The sequence below is a fragment of the Clostridium sp. LIBA-8553 genome (assembly GCF_057782465.1).
The window spans coordinates 679,522-698,362 of sequence record NZ_CM173489.1 but is presented as its reverse complement, the minus strand read 5'-3'; the positions used below and the strand labels follow the sequence as shown (position 1 = coordinate 698,362).

At 27.8% G+C, this 18,841-nt stretch carries 14 protein-coding genes; 4 read left to right on the top strand and 10 right to left on the bottom strand.

The features are described 5' to 3' along the window. Positions 1 to 12 precede the first annotated feature (12 nt). From AC2JAQ_RS02925 to yidA, 7 genes are all read right to left on the bottom strand, one after another. Entirely contained in the window at positions 13 to 810 is a 798-nt protein-coding gene (locus AC2JAQ_RS02925; protein ID WP_488457823.1) for a LicD family protein, read from the bottom strand. Positions 811 to 826: 16 nt separating this feature from the next. Further along, positions 827 to 1,963 (bottom strand): glycosyltransferase, encoded by a 1,137-nt coding sequence (locus AC2JAQ_RS02920; protein WP_488457822.1) that lies wholly within the window; start codon positions 1,961 to 1,963, stop codon positions 827 to 829. Positions 1,964 to 2,044: 81 nt separating this feature from the next. Continuing rightward, positions 2,045 to 3,487, bottom strand: coding sequence for a hypothetical protein (locus tag AC2JAQ_RS02915; RefSeq protein WP_488457821.1), 1,443 nt, complete (start codon positions 3,485 to 3,487; stop codon positions 2,045 to 2,047). Then, positions 3,471 to 4,577: a glycosyltransferase gene (locus AC2JAQ_RS02910; protein WP_488457820.1), complete on the bottom strand. Its 1,107-nt coding sequence runs from the start codon at positions 4,575 to 4,577 to the stop codon at positions 3,471 to 3,473. Before AC2JAQ_RS02910 ends, AC2JAQ_RS02915 begins: the two co-directional genes overlap by 17 nt. Before the next feature lie 3 nt (positions 4,578 to 4,580). Continuing rightward, positions 4,581 to 5,303, bottom strand: coding sequence for a WecB/TagA/CpsF family glycosyltransferase (locus AC2JAQ_RS02905; RefSeq protein ID WP_488457819.1), 723 nt, complete (start codon positions 5,301 to 5,303; stop codon positions 4,581 to 4,583). 19 nt (positions 5,304 to 5,322) lie between these two features. Then, the gene (locus tag AC2JAQ_RS02900; RefSeq protein ID WP_488458765.1) at positions 5,323 to 5,970 is read right to left on the bottom strand and encodes a sugar transferase; all 648 of its coding nucleotides are present in this window, start codon (positions 5,968 to 5,970) and stop codon (positions 5,323 to 5,325) included. Between the two features lie 56 nt (positions 5,971 to 6,026). Next, positions 6,027 to 6,827 carry a sugar-phosphatase gene (gene yidA, locus AC2JAQ_RS02895; RefSeq protein WP_488457818.1) on the bottom strand — a complete coding sequence of 267 codons (801 nt, stop codon included), beginning with the start codon at positions 6,825 to 6,827 and terminating at the stop codon, positions 6,027 to 6,029. A gap of 407 nt (positions 6,828 to 7,234) precedes the next feature. On the opposite strand from yidA, the gene AC2JAQ_RS02890 reads away from it, so the two are divergent. The 3 genes from AC2JAQ_RS02890 (at position 7,235) to AC2JAQ_RS02880 (ending at position 13,238) form a co-directional block, all read left to right on the top strand. After that, complete coding sequence (locus AC2JAQ_RS02890; protein ID WP_488457817.1) at positions 7,235 to 7,840, top strand: AAA family ATPase; 606 nt, start codon at positions 7,235 to 7,237, stop codon at positions 7,838 to 7,840. A 211-nt stretch (positions 7,841 to 8,051) separates the two neighbouring features. Next, positions 8,052 to 9,647 carry a peptide chain release factor 3 gene (locus AC2JAQ_RS02885; protein WP_488457816.1) on the top strand — a complete coding sequence of 532 codons (1,596 nt, stop codon included), beginning with the start codon at positions 8,052 to 8,054 and terminating at the stop codon, positions 9,645 to 9,647. A 261-nt stretch (positions 9,648 to 9,908) separates the two neighbouring features. Continuing rightward, positions 9,909 to 13,238 carry an MMPL family transporter gene (locus AC2JAQ_RS02880; protein WP_488457815.1) on the top strand — a complete coding sequence of 1,110 codons (3,330 nt, stop codon included), beginning with the start codon at positions 9,909 to 9,911 and terminating at the stop codon, positions 13,236 to 13,238. A 140-nt stretch (positions 13,239 to 13,378) separates the two neighbouring features. On the opposite strand, the gene AC2JAQ_RS02875 is transcribed toward AC2JAQ_RS02880, so the two are convergent. Continuing rightward, positions 13,379 to 14,218 carry a Cof-type HAD-IIB family hydrolase gene (locus AC2JAQ_RS02875; protein ID WP_488457814.1) on the bottom strand — a complete coding sequence of 280 codons (840 nt, stop codon included), beginning with the start codon at positions 14,216 to 14,218 and terminating at the stop codon, positions 13,379 to 13,381. A gap of 318 nt (positions 14,219 to 14,536) precedes the next feature. Between AC2JAQ_RS02875 and AC2JAQ_RS02870 the strand changes: the two genes are divergently transcribed. Continuing rightward, complete coding sequence (locus tag AC2JAQ_RS02870; protein WP_423240069.1) at positions 14,537 to 14,743, top strand: hypothetical protein; 207 nt, start codon at positions 14,537 to 14,539, stop codon at positions 14,741 to 14,743. A 332-nt stretch (positions 14,744 to 15,075) separates the two neighbouring features. Here AC2JAQ_RS02870 and AC2JAQ_RS02865 read toward each other — a convergent pair whose 3' ends face one another. Together AC2JAQ_RS02865 and AC2JAQ_RS02860 are read right to left on the bottom strand one after the other, a co-directional pair. After that, entirely contained in the window at positions 15,076 to 16,377 is a 1,302-nt protein-coding gene (locus AC2JAQ_RS02865) for a M18 family aminopeptidase (protein ID WP_488458764.1), read from the bottom strand. Between the two features lie 133 nt (positions 16,378 to 16,510). Continuing rightward, complete coding sequence (locus AC2JAQ_RS02860; RefSeq protein ID WP_488457813.1) at positions 16,511 to 18,637, bottom strand: N-acetylmuramoyl-L-alanine amidase; 2,127 nt, start codon at positions 18,635 to 18,637, stop codon at positions 16,511 to 16,513. Positions 18,638 to 18,841 lie beyond the last annotated feature (204 nt).

The following is an 18,841-nucleotide window of genomic DNA, read 5'->3' as shown; positions in this document are numbered from 1 at the left end:
CTAAAGTTTAATCTATCTAATATAGATTTTCTCGCAATGTGTAGGTATACGCTTCTCTTCTGGAGGTAATATACTCCAATCTCCATACAAGCACTCTAATACATTCTCATATTTATTAGGAATCATAAATTTATATCCAGCAAATTCAGTAGTCTTTAATGGAAATACATCTGATTTTTTTAACCTCATATTCCAAGGACCTTCAATACCATAATCTATATATTCACTATCCATATTTTTTGCCTCGTCTGCAACATAAAAAGATTTCTTTATAAATCTTTTATACGGTAATACCTTGTACATTAATTTTAAAGAAAATAACATTATATTTCTCGGTATATTTTTGATACCATTTTTATATGGTAACTCACTTTTCCACTTTAAGTTTATTATATTGTAAATATGTTTCTTTTTATGATTATTATACTCATTATAATCATCATAAGGTAGTACATCTATGAATAGACCTGAATGTCCTTTTACTTCTTTTTCCCCTATACGACTATTATTATCTCTTATTTTTATCCACGGTGCTTCCGTATAGCTATCTGTCAAAGGACTTTGACAAAAATAATTTTTATTTAATTCATCTTCAACTATAGACTTAAATTTTTTATAGTCCTCTCTAACCATTCCTATATCTATGTCATCATCCCATGGAATAAACCCTTTATGTCTTATAGCTCCTAATAAAGTTCCTGCATCAAGCCAATAGTTTATATCATACTTTTTGCATATTCTATCGATTTCACAAAGCATTTCAAGCATTCTTAATTGTGCTTCCTTTAATGAACATTCTCTATACTCCATAAACAAACCTCCATAGCTAATTATCTATAACATTTTCAATTTCTAATATTTTTTCTTCAAAGCCTAATTTATGCTTAAAAATACTACAATTATTTTTTAGTTCTTTTACCAAATTATCATTTTCTAAAAGATTCTTCATCTTACAAACTATATCATCTACATTCTCTAATTCAGCTATTAGCCCTAATTTTCCATCTTTAAGTATATCCTTAGCTGATTCAAAATCAGTAGCTATAATAGGTTTCTCTAACGCTATAGCCTCACATAAACTCAATGGATACCCCTCATATCTTGATGGCATAATATAAAAATCAGCTTTTTTTAAATATTTATACGGATTTGATTTAAAACCTAAAAATTTGAAACTATTTTCTAAAGAATTCTGATTAACTAACTTTTCCAAGCAATCCATTTCTTGCCCTATCCCTAATATTGCAATGTTATGTTTAAACCCATCATTTATAAGTTTTTTGTGTGCTTCTATTAATAAATCATGTCCTTTTACTTTTTCAACTCTTCCAATAGCAATAAAAACAGGATTTGCATTATTAAATATTACTTTTTCCTCAATTTTTTCATTTGATTTTTTATCTATATCAACTAAATCTATTGGGTTGTTTATCACTTTAACTTTATCTTTAAACTCTGGATATTTTCTTAAAAGCGATCTTTTACTTCCTTCAGATACACATACTAATTTATCCATTGAATTAAGAGCCTTACGTTCCTTTTCTAAATCCATTATATTATGTTTGATTAAATCGGTATGTATCCATGCAATTTTTTTGCTTTCCAAATTAGAATCTGATATTAACTGGATACATGCTCCTTCTAAAAATGGAATATACACATCATATTTCTTTTTAATATTTTTCTTAAATAATCTTCCTAATCCTAATATTCTATTAATTTTAAAATGAATTTTAGTTAGTAAATAATATGCCTTATATATTTTTTTACCTTCAAATTTCTTATCATTATATATATAATTTACCTTTATGTTGTTTGGTACACTATTTAAATAAACACCTTTATTTCTTATTAAAAAAAGCTCTATATCATATTTTTCCAAACTTAAATTTTTCAAAATATCAATCAAAACTTTTTCAGCACCACCCCCACATAAATTATCAATTAAAAATAATAATTTCATAATTATTACACCTCATACTAATCTTTTATTTCAAGAAGAACAATTAGGCACAATCATTTAAATAATTGTGCCTGTTTTATTTTAATATATCTTTTTTTCAACTTGACTACTACCTAATATTATCCAAAAGAAAGTAATTATAGCAGTCATTTCAAAGTATGAATCAAATATCATTAAAACTAACATTATCATCGGAAGTATAGAATATATGCTATTATTTGAATACTTTTCTATACTATTAAAGAACATCAAATAAATTAAATATCCTAAAATCCCCAACTCTCCTATGATAGCCATTATACTACTAAAAGGATATGATAAAACAGCACTCATGTCTTTTACAAATGCTAAATATTCTTCATTGTACTGCTCTGCAAACTCTTTATATGGATCTATTACATGTGGAGGTATAAATTTAGATATTGTTATGGCTAATGAATCTTCTTTAACCATATATTCATATGCTCTTAAATTAGCAACCCTACTTCCATATTGTCCTGGTCCAAATCCTAAAAATAATTCATAACCTATTAATTCATCATTTATTGTTTTATCAAAATAATGAAATTTATTGTTATATGGTGGCTCGTATATATATCTATATACATACTCGCTTTTAGATTTTATATTTTCTTTAAATGAAGTATTATGTGAAATATTAGTTACCAAATATAATCCTAAAAGAATTAATATCCCTGTAGTTAATACCTTTTTATTTTTTAAATATTTTATTTTATCAAGTATAAACCATAATATAAGAACACCTATAGCCGATGCTACTATATGCTTTCCATCAGTCAAATATATCATAACTAATAGAACTAATACTTTTAATATATCATTCTTACATATAAATTTTTTTTCTTTAATAACTATTGCACTAACTACTAAATACCATATAAGCCATACACATAGTCTATGTGCATTTACAAAAGTTCCAGAAAATGAATCTGATGGTTGAAAAACCCCATAATTAATGAATTGTATTATCATCATTATTATTTGAATAATTAAAATATTTTTAAAAACATTTGAAATATCTTTTATTTTATAATTACATGCTACTGTTATTCTAAAAATAAATAGCATTACAAAAATATATCCTAATGAAAATATTGCACTTAATATAGTTTTATTTACTATAGAACTCACAAATCCTGATACTAACATAAAGACTATCAAAATACCTAGCCATTTATCTCTTTTATCAAAATTAATATTAATTTTTCTTGAAAAAATTTTATATATCCAACTTAATATAGCTATACCAATTCCTAAAAAACTATATAACTCACTTGGCATTATCATCGAATACATTATGAACTCAAATTCATCTATGGTTCCGCATATCATAAATATTGTATTTAATACAAGAGGAATCATAAGCCAATAACTAGCAATGCTCCACGTTCTAACTAAAATAAGAATTAAAGCCATAATACTTAATAATATAAATTTAATTCTTTGCTCTCTGGTATATTTTCTATAATTCAATGTTTCTGCAACACTATTTATTATATTCATTAGTATCTCCTTTAACCTCATTGTATAACTCTTCATGCTTTTTAATAAAAATATTTATATCATAATTTTTTTTAAAATTAAAAAAAGCTTCATTAGCAATCAAATCTAATTCGTCCTTGCTTTTATCTAAAGCTTGTTTTATTCCATCAGAAATATCATTAGGTTCATTAGATTTTAATTCTATACATTGATTTTTTTCTAGAAGTTTCTTTATGCCACCAACTTTATATGCTATTATCGGCATTTTATAGCTCATTGCTTCCAATAATACCATAGGTAGCCCTTCCATATCTGATTGAATTATTAAGCAATCTGCTTTATCAAAAACATCTCTTACATCTTCAATAAATCCTAAAAATTCAACTTTTTCTTTTAAATCACAATCCTCTGTTTGTCTTTTAAGTTCATTCTCCAATTCACCCGTTCCAGCTATTAAACATTTTAAATTATAACCTTCATGATTTAACTCTGCTAGAGACTCTAATAATTTATTATGAGCTTTTACCTCAGTTAACCTTCCTATACTACAAATAACAAACTGCTCATGTTTTTTTTTCTCTCTCTTAACTAAACCTTTTAGTCCATTTCTTATAAAAATTAACTTTTCTTTTTTAACTTTTAAATCATTTATAAAAAAATTCTCTAATTCATCTGAAACGACTATATATTTTTCATTAAAATTTAATAGGTATTTTTGTAATCCACAATATATCTTTCCTTTTAATTTATTAGTCGTATCAAAATCAGCTCTACTATGAATAGTTGTAACTAACTTACACTTAGTCATTTTAGATAATAACACTCCAAAGATTTCAGATGTAACTCCATGAGCATGAATTATATCTATATTGTTATTTTCGATATACTTCTTTACTTCAAATAAACTTTTTAATATCTTCTTCTTATCATTTTCAATAAACATAAAATTTTTATTTTTATCTTTAGACTTTATTACCTCAAAAAATTTAGTATCTTTTAAAGCTACTAAATGCATATTTATATCTGAATAATTATAAAAAAACAAATTCTCTATTACTTTTTCAGCACCACCATAATCTCTACCTAAATCGATTATTAAAACATTTATCATTAATTACCTCTTTATTTCATCCATAAAATGCTTTATAAATTTAGGGTACTTAACAAAATATCTTGAGAATAATCTTTTAGGCTCTTTCATAAATCTATAGAACCATTCCATTCCTATCTTTTGAACTATTTCAGGAGCTCTCTCTATTTCTTCTGAATATATCTTTAATGCTCCTCCAATAGCTATTGCAATATTTATATTAAGTTTTTCTATATTTTCAGTAATCCACATTTCTTGCTTAGGTGATCCCATACCCACAAAAAGTATATTAGAATTTGTTGCATTTATTTTTTTTACTACTTCATCATTATCTTCTTCACTGAAATAACCATTATTATAATTTATAGATTTTATGCCATTAAAATCTCTTTTAATATTATCTGTTAATTTTGTCAATGTTTCGTCTGTAGCTCCTAAAAAGAATACATTTAGATTCTTCTTATCAGCTAACTTTAACAATTCATCCATTAAGTCAACACCAGTTATTTTATATATTGGTGTTTTTTTAGCCTTTGCAGTAGCAACCACTGGCCACCCATCTGCAATTATATATTCAGCCTTGCTATATTTATCAAAAACACTTTTACTTGCTTTTATATTAATTATGTGATCTACATTAGGAGTATATATTCTAACTTTGTTATTCTCATCAATATCTTTTTCTAACTCATCAGCTATTTCACCTAAAGTCTTATCATAAAAATCTAGTTCAAAAACCTTAACCATCAATTACTCTCCTTAAAAATTAACTGGCATTCTCATCTCCAAATAGTACAAAAAATGTTTTAAATATAAGCTTTATATCTAAAGTTAAGCATCTTTCATGTACATATTTAACATCTAGCTTCATCCAATCTTCAAATTCAATTGAATTTCTACCCATAACTTGCCAGTAACATGTTAAACCTGGCTTAACTGTAAGTCTTTCCATCATCCAAGGCTCAAATTGAGCTACTTCCTTTGGCAAACTTGGTCTTGGTCCAACTAAAGTCATTTCTCCCTTTAAAACATTTATTAACTGAGGAAGCTCATCTATACTTGTCTTTCTTATAAATTTTCCTATTTTAGTTATTCTAGGATCATTCTTCATTTTAAACATAGGCCCTGACATCTCATTATGCTCATTTAACTTTTCCTTAATTTCCTCCGCATTGACTACCATCGATCTAAACTTGTACATATTAAACGGTTTACCTCTAAAGCCAATTCTTTCTTGAGAAAAAAATACTGGTCCCTTAGAATCCAATTTTATCAATATAGCTATTAATAGTAATATCGGGCTTAATACTACTAGACCTAAAGATGACGCTAATATATCTATAAGTCTTTTTATAAATAAATAACCTATTTTATTATCTTTAATGTTATCCTCAAAATCTTCTTTGGCAAAAATCTTATCTTCAACCAAAACTAGCACTCTCCTCAAATTTTATTTTTTTGCTCTTAAAACTAAAGAACGAACTTCTCAAAAACAAAAGCAACTCCATCATCTTCATTACTTTTAGTTATAAAGTTTGCTTTTTCCTTAACTTCATCAAAGGCATTTCCCATAGCAACTCCAAGTCCAGCGTATTCTATCATATGAAGATCATTTCCAGCATCACCTATTGCTATTACTTCTTCTCTCTTTATTCCTAAGCTTTTAGCAAGTGATTTAACCCCTTCACCTTTATTGCATGTTTTACTTAAAAACTCTAGGAAATACGGTGCACTTCTTACTACAGTATACTTTTCATAAACTTCTTTTGGTAACTTTTTAATACCTTCTTCTAAAACTTCAGGTTTATCAATCATCATTATTTTGATTATTTCTTCTTCTGGATCAACATTTTTGTAATCAATTTCATATACATCTATTCCATTTATTCTTCCTTCTAATTCTGTGTACTCATTCATTTTAGGAGTTACACATCCATCTTTAGAAAATCCATGTATATTTATTCCTGCATTTTTACTTATTTCATATAAATATAATAAATCGCTTCCCTTTAGAGTATCTCTACAAATTACTCTATCTGGTCCAACTTCCTTTACTATGGCACCATTAAAAGTTAAAACATATTCATCATTATGATATAAATCTAATTCCTCTAAATATCTTTTTACTCCGTCAACTGGTCTTCCTGTTGCTAAAACAACTTTAACATTTTTTTCTCTAGCTCTTTTTATTACCTCCTTTGTTTTATTAGATATAGTTTTATCCTCTCTTAATAAAGTTCCATCCATATCTATTGCTACTAATTTATACATAAAATCCACCTCTTAAATATATTAAAACAAAACTTTTCTATATTTCGTAATCATTATAAATAAATACGAAATGATTATAGCAAAACTTCCTTTGCTATTTCATCATTTTTTGGCATATTTACTTAAGATTATACCATACACTTGCATTTTTTTAAAATACAACAATTAAATTGTGACAATTTGTCTTTTCTTATTATATTTTTTTAAACTTTTTATAATATTATCTTCTTCATTAAATATTGAAATAAAACACCTAAATTGCTATAATGAAATTTGTCATTTATTTAGATATTTGAGTTGAATTAAAATGAGAAATTGTAAGTTTTTTAAAAAATTCTACTCAAACAAAAATAGTTTCAAAAAAATTTTAAATTTATTATAAATACACACTTTAATGGGGGTTTAATATGCCAATTAGAATTGCAATTCTTGGTGGTCCAAGATGTGGGAAAACAACTTTAATCCAACAACTTTATGTTGAGTTTAAAATTAGAGGCTTAGATGTTGGTGCAGCAACTGAATATAGTACAGAATATCTTAAAGAAAAAGGTATGATAGAAACTATTTCTGAACAATATGGTATTTATTTAGGACAACTTCGCTTAGAAGAATCATTAAATCAATTTGAATATGCTCTAACTGATTATGCAACTTTTGTACCATATATATATGGAAGATTTATGCTAGGAGACAAAAAAAGATCTGAAAAAGAAATTGAAATATTAAAAGATCTTTACCACTTAGCTCTTAAGGACCTTCCAAAGTATGACTACATATTCTTTGTTCCTAGAGAATTTGGTTATACTCAAGATGGTGTTAGATGGCAAGATGAATCAACTGCTTCTGCTGTTGATAATGCACTAAAGCAATTCTTAGACAGTGAAAATGTTAAATATACAACAATAGAAGGTTCAACTAAGGATAGAGCTAAACAAATATTATCTATTGTAGGATTAGATAATAAAGATGCACTTCCTACTATGAGAGAACTTAAAAAGAAAAATTCAAAATAAAATATATAAAAAAGGTCATATTAAAGATTAAGAATATGACCTTTTTTTTACTTAAAAGTATTTATTAATTTGATAGTTATTTTATGATATAATAGTCTAGGCTATTTAAGAGATAAAACAATTATTTTCTTAATCTTTCATATTTATATATATTAATGAAGGAAAATAGTTAATATTTTAATATACATAAAAAATTAAGGAGGAAATTAGATTGAGCGATTTAATTAAGGAAATAGAGAAAAGAAGAACCTTTGCCATCATATCTCACCCTGATGCTGGTAAAACTACTCTTACTGAAAAATTCTTACTTTATGGAGGAGCTATTAGAATGGCTGGTTCTGTAAAGGCTAGAAAAGCTGCTACACACGCAGTTTCTGACTGGATGGAAATAGAAAAGCAAAGAGGTATCTCTGTTACTTCATCTGTTATGCAATTTAACTATGGTGGATATTGTATAAATATACTAGATACTCCTGGTCACCAAGACTTCTCAGAAGATACATATAGAACACTTATGGCTGCCGACTCAGCTGTTATGGTTATCGATGGAGCTAAAGGGGTTGAGGATCAAACAAGAAAACTATTCCAAGTTGCTTCATTAAGAGAAATTCCTATATTTACTTTTGTAAACAAAATGGATAGAGAAACTAGAGATCCATTCCAACTTCTAGAAGATATTGAAAGTGAACTTGGTATAAAATCTTACCCAATGAATTGGCCAATAGGATGTGGAAGTCACTTTAAAGGTGTTTATGATAGAGCTACAAACACAATTCACTTATTTGATGGTGGAAATCACGGACAAAGCGAGGTTTCAACTATAACTGGTGACTTAGAAGATCCTAAATTTAAAGAACTTCTAGGTGAAGATTTACATAATAAGTTAATGGAAGATGTTGAACTTTTAGATATAGCTGGTGACGAATTTGATTTAGAGAAAGTTAGAAAAGGAGAATTAACTCCTGTATTCTTTGGATCAGCTCTTACAAACTTTGGAGTTGAGCCATTTTTAAATGACTTCTTAAAACTAACTACTTCTCCACTTCCAAGAAATTCATCAATAGGTGAAATAGATCCTATGACTGAACCATTCTCAGCTTTCGTATTTAAAATACAAGCTAACATGAATAAAGCTCATAGAGATAGACTTGCTTTCATGAGAATATGTTCTGGTAAATTTGAAAAAGGAAAAGATGTTTTCCACGTTCAAGGTGGTAAGAAAGTTAAACTTGCTCAACCTCAACAATTCTTAGCTCAAGATAGAGAGGTTGTTGAAGAAGCTTATGCTGGAGATATCATAGGGGTATTTGATCCAGGTATATTCTCAATTGGAGATACTTTATGCTTAAACCCTAAAAAATTCAAATTTGAAGGAATTCCTACATTCGCTCCTGAGCACTTTGCTAGAGTTAAACCTGTAGATACTATGAAGAGAAAGCAATTCATAAAAGGTGTTACTCAAATAGCTCAAGAAGGTGCTATTCAGGTATTTAAAGAATTACACATAGGTATGGAAGAAATCATAGTTGGTGTTGTTGGTGTTCTTCAATTTGAAGTTTTAGAATACAGATTAAAAAATGAATATAACGTTGATATAAAAATGGAAAGACTTCCATTTAGATATGTTAGATGGATTGAAAATACTGATATAGATGTAGATTCATTAAACTTAACGTCTGATACTAAGAAAGTTAAAGACTTTAAAGATAGAAATCTACTTATATTCCAAAATGACTGGGGTATATCATGGGCTATAGACCACAACCCTGGAATAATCCTTTCAGGTGTTGGTAAATCTAACGACTAATACATTATTTTAAAGAAAACACATGATTTTTAAGAAATTTCTTAATAAATCGTGTGTTTTTTTGCTTTTATCCTATTAACAATTAGTTCATAATTTCATGAAATATATGGTATTATTAATTTATAAGTATTATATTTAATTGCGAAAACTTAAGAAAAAAGCTAGTTTTTTTCTTAAGTTTGACACTACTTTATTCTTCAACAAAATATTAATTTTCTATTAATGATTGTAATTAAAGTAGTAAAAGAAAGAAGGGACTATATGAAAGAGAACTTATTAAAGAATTTTAAACTAAATAAACCACTTAGCTTTTTTATTTTAGTATTATGGTGTGCGATTGTAGCATTTTTATTTTTAACTGCTCCATCCCTATCAAAACTAGTTAGTGAAAAGGGTGGAATTCAATTACCTAATGATTATTCTTCTAAAATTTCAGAAATACTCCAAGAAAATAATCAATTTAACAATAATGATAGCTATATAGCTGTTTTCCATTCTAATAGCAAATTAACAGATGAGAATTTAAAAAATATAAAAGATACAATTGATAGGTTAAAGTCCGAAGAAAATAGTGATTATATTCAGAGCATAAATGATAGTTTTGACACTCCTGAGCTAAAAAATCAACTTAATTCACCAAATGGTGAAACTATCATGGCTTTAATGACAATCAATCCCAAAGGAGCTTCTGTAAGCACAATTGAAAAGACCTTAAATGATAAACTAAAAACTCCAGGCGTTGAAACCTATGTTACAGGTCAAAGTCTTATAGAAAATGATGTTAACGTAGCTGCACAAAAAGGATTAAATAAAACTCAAACTATAACGGTTATATTTATATTTATAGTACTTATATTATTATTTAAGTCAGTAGTTACTCCATTTATTCCTTTACTTACTGTAGGAATAAGTTATCTTGGAGCTCAATCAGTCGTAGCTATTTTAGCAGATAAATTTAATTTTCCACTTTCAAACTATACTCAAATATTTATGATATGCATTATGTTTGGTATAGGAACTGATTATTCAATTCTTTTATTAAATAGATTTAAAGAAGAATTGGTAAATGGAAATGAAGGATTCAATGCTGTAAAAACTACATTTAAGACCGCTGGTAAAACAGTCTTATCCAGTGCTACTCCAGTTTTTGTAGTTTTTGCTTCTCTTAATTTTATAGAATTTAATTTATATAGAAGTGCTGTTGCTGTAGCAATCGGTATATTATTTTTAATCACAGCATTATTTACAATTTTCCCAGCTGTAATGATTATATTAGGCAAAAATATTTTTTGGCCCGTTAAAGGGACTTTTAAAGCTGAAGAAAATAAACTTTGGGCTAAACTAGCTAATAAAGCTTTCAACAAACCCATACCTATATTAGGAATTATATTAGCTATACTTTTAATACCTATTTTATTTAACAATTTTGACCAATCCTTTAATAATTTAAATGAAATAGGTGATTCATATTCTGCAAAGGAAGGATTTAATATCATAGCAGATGATTTTGGAATAGGACAAGCTTCTCCAGTTTCCATATACATAGAAAATGATGATGATATGAGAAAACCAGAATATGTAGCTCTTGTAGAAAAACTTTCTAATGATTTACAAAACTCTAGTAAGGATATAAAATCTGTTTTAAGTGTTACTAGACCTACAGGTACTCGTATTGATGACATTTATGTAAATGATCAAGCTGGCCAAGTCCACCAAGGTATAGATAAGGCCAATAGTGGATTAAGTGAAATAAACAGTGGCTTAGCTGATGCCAGTAAAAAAATAGATTCTTCTAAAAGTCAATTAAAAGGTGCAGAAGAAGGAACTGCAAAACTTCAAGAAGGTACTAAGAAAACTGAAGCAGGCGTTTCAGAGCTTCAAAATGCTCTTAATGAACTTGTTGAAAGCATACGTCAAGAACATAATGGAGCTACAGAATTAAAAACTTCTATAGATGGAGCTTTAGATAAAGTTAATGCTTTGAAACTAAGTAAATCTCAACTTGAAGAAGATTATACTAACATAGTTAATTCTGCTAACGATGTTCTTAATAACTTAAATAAAATCGGTTCATTAACAGGTAACCCTAATGCAGTTAATGTAGATACTAGTAAGCTTAAAGAATCTCTTTCATCATTAAATTCTCACTTAAGTCAGTATTCAAAGGACCATCCTGAGATTGCTAATGATGAAAACTTTAAAAAGTTCACTCAGGATGTTAATAATTTAAACAATAATTCCAACAATTTAAAAGGAACCCTTAATAATAGTCCAGAAATTCAAGCAATAAATGAAAGCATAGGAGCACTAAAGGTTCTAATAAATAATTTAAATGAGAAAAAAGATACTGTAATAAATGATTTGGGAAAATTTAATTCTGGGATTTCTGAAATTGAAAATGGATTAAATGCCTTAGATAATGGACTTGGAAAGTCCCTAGCAGGAGGAGAAGAAATTTCTTCTAATATACCTGAAATTTCAAATGCATTAAGTCAAATTGCTAATGGCCAATCTCAAATCCAAAATGGATTTAAGGAGTTTTCAGGACAAATAAATGAATTATCTAATGGACTTGAAGCAGGTTCTAATGGAATAACTGAGATTCAAAATGGTCTTAAATATGCTAATGGTTTCATAAATGACTGGGCAAACCTTTCTTATAATCTCTCAGGAATTTGTGTTCCAATACAAGTATTCGATAATAGTGAATTTAAACAATCACTAAACCAATATATAAGTCAAGATGGAAAACTTGCTGTTATAAATGTAGTTACTAATAAAAATCCTTATTCTAATGAAGCTATTAATGAAATTCCAGAATTAAAGTCCATTGTTCAAGAGAGTGTTAAAGGAACTAAACTAGAAAATGCTAATATTGGTATTGGCGGAATGGCTAGCACAACATATGAAACTAAAAAAATGGCAGATTCTGATTATGATAAAGCTTTAATCTTTGTAATAGTTGGAGTATTTATTACCTTAATTATTATATTAAGATCCTTAACAATGCCAGCATACTTAATGATTTCATTATTATTAACTTATTTTACTTCAATAAGCGTAATACAATTTATTGTCACTAAAATCATGGGCTATCCAGGTATATCATGGATAACATCATTCTTTGGCTTTGTTGTCCTAATGGCCTTAGGAATAGATTACTCAATATTTATAATGACAAGATTTAATCAAGATGTTAATGGAACTATAAAAGATCGTATAATAAGAACAATGAAAAGTATGGGTGGAGTTATAATTTCTGCTGTAATAATCCTTAGTGGTACCTTTGCAGCATTACTTCCATCTGGAGTACTATCATTAATTGAAATTTCTATGGTAGTTTTAACAGGTATTCTTTTATATGTTGTTTTTGTTCTTCCTTTATTCATACCAGCCATGGTAAAAATATTTGGTAAAGCAAACTGGTGGCCATTTAAACCAGCTATCTCGAAGGAAGATTCAAATTTAGATAATTCGACTAAAATCGTTACAACAGTAGTTACAACAACTACTACCACCACAACAACCACAAGTAGAGGAACCTCTACTACTACAAAGAAAGAATCAAAAACAACTACCACTCAAAAATAAAAATTTATATAAAACATAAAAATAAAAGAACTTATAAAATATAGAAAGAGCTTTCACTCTCTACATACTTTATAAGTTCTTTTTAATTATTCCTTACTTTTTAAAGTACACTACACTAAAAAAACATTTTTATTAATAAACTAGTCTAATACAAATTTTTCTATAGCTTTAGCTACTCCATCATTTTCATTTGTATCTGTTGTATAATCAGCTTTTTCTTTTAAAAACTCTTCAGCATTTCCCATAGCAATTCCAAGTCCAGCAAACTCTATCATACTAAGATCATTTTCACTATCACCTAGACAAATAATCTCCTCTCTATTTATATGAAGTATATCTGCTAAAACTTTCACCGCATTACCTTTTGAAGTTCCATTATTCATAACTTCAAAATTATTAGGTGATGAACTTACCACTTCAAAATCATCATATTTTTTCAACTCTTCTTTTGCCTTAAATAATTCATCTAATTTATTATTATCATTTTCTATACAAATAGCTTTAAGTATATGTTCTCCATGAGTTTTAAAAGACTCTCTAAAATCTATTCCTTCTGAAAATTTGACTTTTTCATCTGATTCTTCCATCATTCTATTCATAACTTTATATCCATGTTCTTCTGGAACTATCTTCTCAGATATAACAGTGTCAGGTGTATTAAAATATGCCATTTGAATATCATACTTCTTTATAACATCATATATTCTTCCTATTTGTTCCTCATTTAAAACAGATTCATATATAACTTTATCTTCATCCTTCTCTCTTACAAAAGCTCCATTACATGATATTATAGGTGTCTTAACTCCAATAAGGCTTGCATAATATTTTGCTGAAGCAAATAATCTACCAGTTGTTACTGCTACCTTTACTCCTTTTTCTGTAGCTCTTTTTATGGCTTCTTTATTTCTTTCACTGATTTCATGCTTATTATTTAATAATGTTCCATCCATATCTATACATATTAATTTATATGCCATACTTAAATTCTCCCTTCAATTTACCAATCATATATCACCTATTTTTTCTTTCTATATCCTATCCTAAAATATAGTATTTGTTTTTTCAACTTTATTAATCAGACTTTACGTAAATATAACCTATATAAAACTTAATAATAATGGATTTAACAATCCAACTCATAGATTTACTACAAACCTTAATAATTACCAAATAAACTTAAACTCTATTTTAAATAACTTAAATTATTTTGGAGAAACTAAAATTAGACTTAATTTAAAGAAAATTAATCTACTCTAAATTATAGTCAAGTTTAAAATTGAAAGGAGAAATAAAAAATGAGCAAAAAAAATGAAAGCAAATTATATACTCCTAAAGATAGGACATTTTATAGTCCGGAGGGACATGATCTAGTTTCTTATTCAAAAACAGGAAAAACTTATTCAAAACTACCTAGTCCAGTTAAAGATGATATAGTTTGTAATAATATAGCGTACAATGAATTTGATTATACAGAAGATATTTTTGACGACGATGATATATAAAAAAATAAGCTATGTTTTAAACTAGTGTTGATTTTTAGATAGAACTGTAAGACCATCTTGATGAGCAGTTAGTATTGCATCATATACGTAAGAATAATAGCGTTAAGAAGCTTTTTCTGTTTGAGCATAGCGAGTTTAAAAGCTTTAGCTATTATTCTGAAGTAGATGATAGTAATACTTTGCGAAATTAAGTAGGTCTGAAGGGCTAGCTAAAAATCAACATTTACAAAATAGCTCCAAAAAATAAAAAGTGTATCAAATACTGATACACTTTTTTATTCTTATAACTACTAAAAATTATATTAACTAATATATTGAAAATTATTAATAGACTAAATTCTAAAGAATTCAGTGAATGATTTTATACAATCAAAATGATCTTTAACAGCACCGAACTCTCTTATTGAATGCATTGCTAATATTGGAGTTCCCATATCAACTGATCTTATTGGTAGATGAGTTGAAGATATTGGTCCTATTGTTGAACCACCTCTCATATCAGATCTATTTACAAATTTTTGAACATTAACACCTGCTTTTCTACATACCATTTCATAAACAGCTGCTGAATCGCTATCACTAGTATAGCTTTGTGATGCTGCTATTTTTATTACAGGGCCTTTTCCTAAAACTGGTCTAACTACAGGATCATGTTTTTCTCCTAAGTTTGGATGAACTGCATGAGCTAAATCTGCTGAAATCATAAATGATTCTGATAAAGATCTTAAGAAATCTTCTCTATCTTTGCCTAAAGCTAGTACAATTCTTTCTAATATTGTTTTTAAGAAATCTGAATCCCCACCTTGTTTAGTTGCACTTCCAACTTCTTCATTATCAAAACATACCATTACATTAGTAGCTTGTGATATCTCAGCATCCATTAATGCTTTAATACCTGCATGAACCATTGATAAGTCATCTAATCTTCCTGAAGATATGAATTCTTCATTTAATCCCATTAAACAACCTTTTTCATATTCGTATGGATATAATTCAAAATCAAGAATATCTTCTTTTTCACAATGTAATTCTTTTGCTAAAAGCTCAATTAGATAATTTCCTTTTTCTAAATTCTCGTTAACAAGTGATAATAAAGGTAATGTATCCTTTTGTCTGTTTATTTTATATCCATCATTAACCTCTCTATTCATGTGAATAGCTAAGTTTGGAATTATAAGTATTGGTCTATTTATATTAACTATTTTATTAAGTGGCTTTAATGGATTTTTACTTACTAATGATACTCTTCCTGCTAAAGCTAATGGTCTATCAAACCAAGTATTTAATATTGGTCCACCATAAACCTCAGTATTTAACTTAACGTAAGTATTTTCAACTGTTATCTCTGGGTTTGGTTTTATTCTAAATCCTGGTGAATCAGTATGAGCACCTATTATTTTAAATCCATGCTCTGCAATGTCACCTTTACCAACTCTGAAAGCAATTAAAGCTGAATCATTTTTAGTAACAAAATATTTGCCTTCAACTTCTAAATCCCATCTATCTGTCTCTTTTAATTCTTTAAATCCTTCAAACTCTAAAGTGTCTTTTACATTCTTTACAGCATGAAAAGCGGTTGGACTTTCATATAAAAAATTAATTAATTCATTTGCGATAACTTTTTCCATCTGTATCTCACCTTTCTATCTAAATAGATACTTTTAATTATACTTTACCACAAAATTCATAATTAACAAAATATTAAAGCACTATGAAAAACCTTATTTTTATTCAAAATTTATTGATTTTTGAATAGATTACATATAATTATACCCTAATATATTTTTTGCTTGCATATCCAATCTTACTTCCACTACTAGTAGTGAACTGAACCTTATACCAATCATTTTCTTCTCCTAAAATCTTAACCTTATCTCCTGATAATAGATATCCTAATACTTGATAATTAGTTCCAGGACCTGTTCTTACATTTAAATTTGTACTTACTCCATAAACAGTTCCTTCTTTATTTTCATTAATAATTCCATTATTCGATCCTTCATTAACTATAGTTATATATGATTTTGAAGCATATCCAGTCTTACCATTGAATTTTATTGCATACCAACCATCTACTTCTTTAAGTATTTCAACTTTGTCATTATTACGCAAAGTTCCTATAACATCATAATTACTTCCTGGACCACTTCTCATATTTAATGTACTGTTAACTTTAACTATTCCCTGCTTATTTATTGAAACTGGTGGCTTTTCTGGCTCTACTGGCTTTTCTTCATTTGCACCACCATTTACTATAGTTACATATTGACTTGATACATATCCACTTTTACCGTTAAACTTTATCTCATACCATCCACTTACTTCTCTTATTATTTCTACTTTATCATTATTATGTAAAATTCCTATAACTCCATACTTACTTCCTGGACCACTTCTCATATTTAATGTGCTGTTAACTTTAACTATTCCTTGTTTATTTACTGAAACTGGTGGCTCTATTGGCTTTTCTTCATTCGATCCCTCTTCTACCATACTCACATATTGGCTTGATACATATCCACTCTTACCATTAAATGTTATTTCATACCACCCATTTACTTCTTTTATTATTTCTACTTTATCATTATTACGTAAAGTTCCTATAACATTATAATTACTTCCTGGACCACTTCTCATGTTTAAGGTACTATTAACCTTTACTATTCCTTGTTTATTCACCGAAACTGGTGGTTTTTCTGGATTTTCTGGTGTACTATCACTTTCCAGAGAAATATATTTTTTACTTACATAACCTTCTTTATTTCCATTAAAAGTTATATTATACCAGCCATCCTTTTCATAATTAACCTTTACCTCTTCATTATTTAAAAGATATCCTACAACACTATAAGATGTACCTGGTCCTTTTCTTACATTTAAATTTGTTGATATACCGACAACTTTACCCGTCTTATTTATGGAATTTCCCTGATTATCTCCTGTGTTATCATCGCCTCCTGGCGCTTCATCTATTACTGATATATACTCTTTACTTACATATCCATATTTCTTTTTTAATCCATCTATATAATCAATCTTATACCATCCATTTAGCTCTTCATATATTCCTACAACTTGATTTCTATTCAACTTATGAACTATTCTCCCCGAAGTACTTGGACTCTCCCTTACATTAAGAACAGAGGCATTGATGACCTTCCCTTTCATTTTAGGCTTCAATCCATCATCTTCTAAACTTCCATCTCCACCAGAAATTTTATTCTTGAAATAAGGCCATAAACTTGGTCTATCTTCAATCATCATTCTTGAACATGTTTTTCCACTTGCATCTCTATGCATCACAACGTTTTCTGCAGGTATATTATGTTTTTCCATTAAATACTTAGTTAATTCAACTCCATGTTCTAAAGTTTTATCAAAATTATTTCCCTTATTAACACATAACTCTATGGCTATAGTTGTTGAATTATTTATATTTGGATTATTTCCATCTCCAACATGCCAACCCTTCCAATTATCCTCTAAAGCTTGAACAATATTTCCCTCATCAATTATATAATGAGCTGATGCTTTAGCATTTGGATGATTTGCGAAATAATTTCTGTTAGCCATAGCATTAGCTCCAGCTTGTCTATTATCAGTATCATGTATAACTATATATTTAGGCTTTATAGTAACCCCTTGAGAATAGTTTATATCTATTAATTGCTTATTTACCTTTATTCCATTTATAATAGGTGTATTCTTTGAATTTTTTAAATTTTCCTCACTAACTTCGTGATAATCACCAGCTATACAATTGCTTTCCTTATGGCTTTCACTATGATTTTTCTCTCCCTTATTTTCATTTGCTAAAACCACTTCATTAAAACTTGAAATATTCGTAGCCAAAACACACGACAGTATTAAAGCACTTATTTTCCCTCTATTCATATCTAATCTTCTCCCATACATCATAATTTTCTTCATATCGATTTTTTTTTATAATCGTCTTATTATTTTATATTCTATTTCAATATTTTTCAATATAAAATATTATGCTATAATAAAATGAGATTTAGTTAAGAGTAGTTTTTAAAACTTCTGGACTTTATTTTGGTCAATCTATTATTGGGAATTTTATTTTTTACATACTTT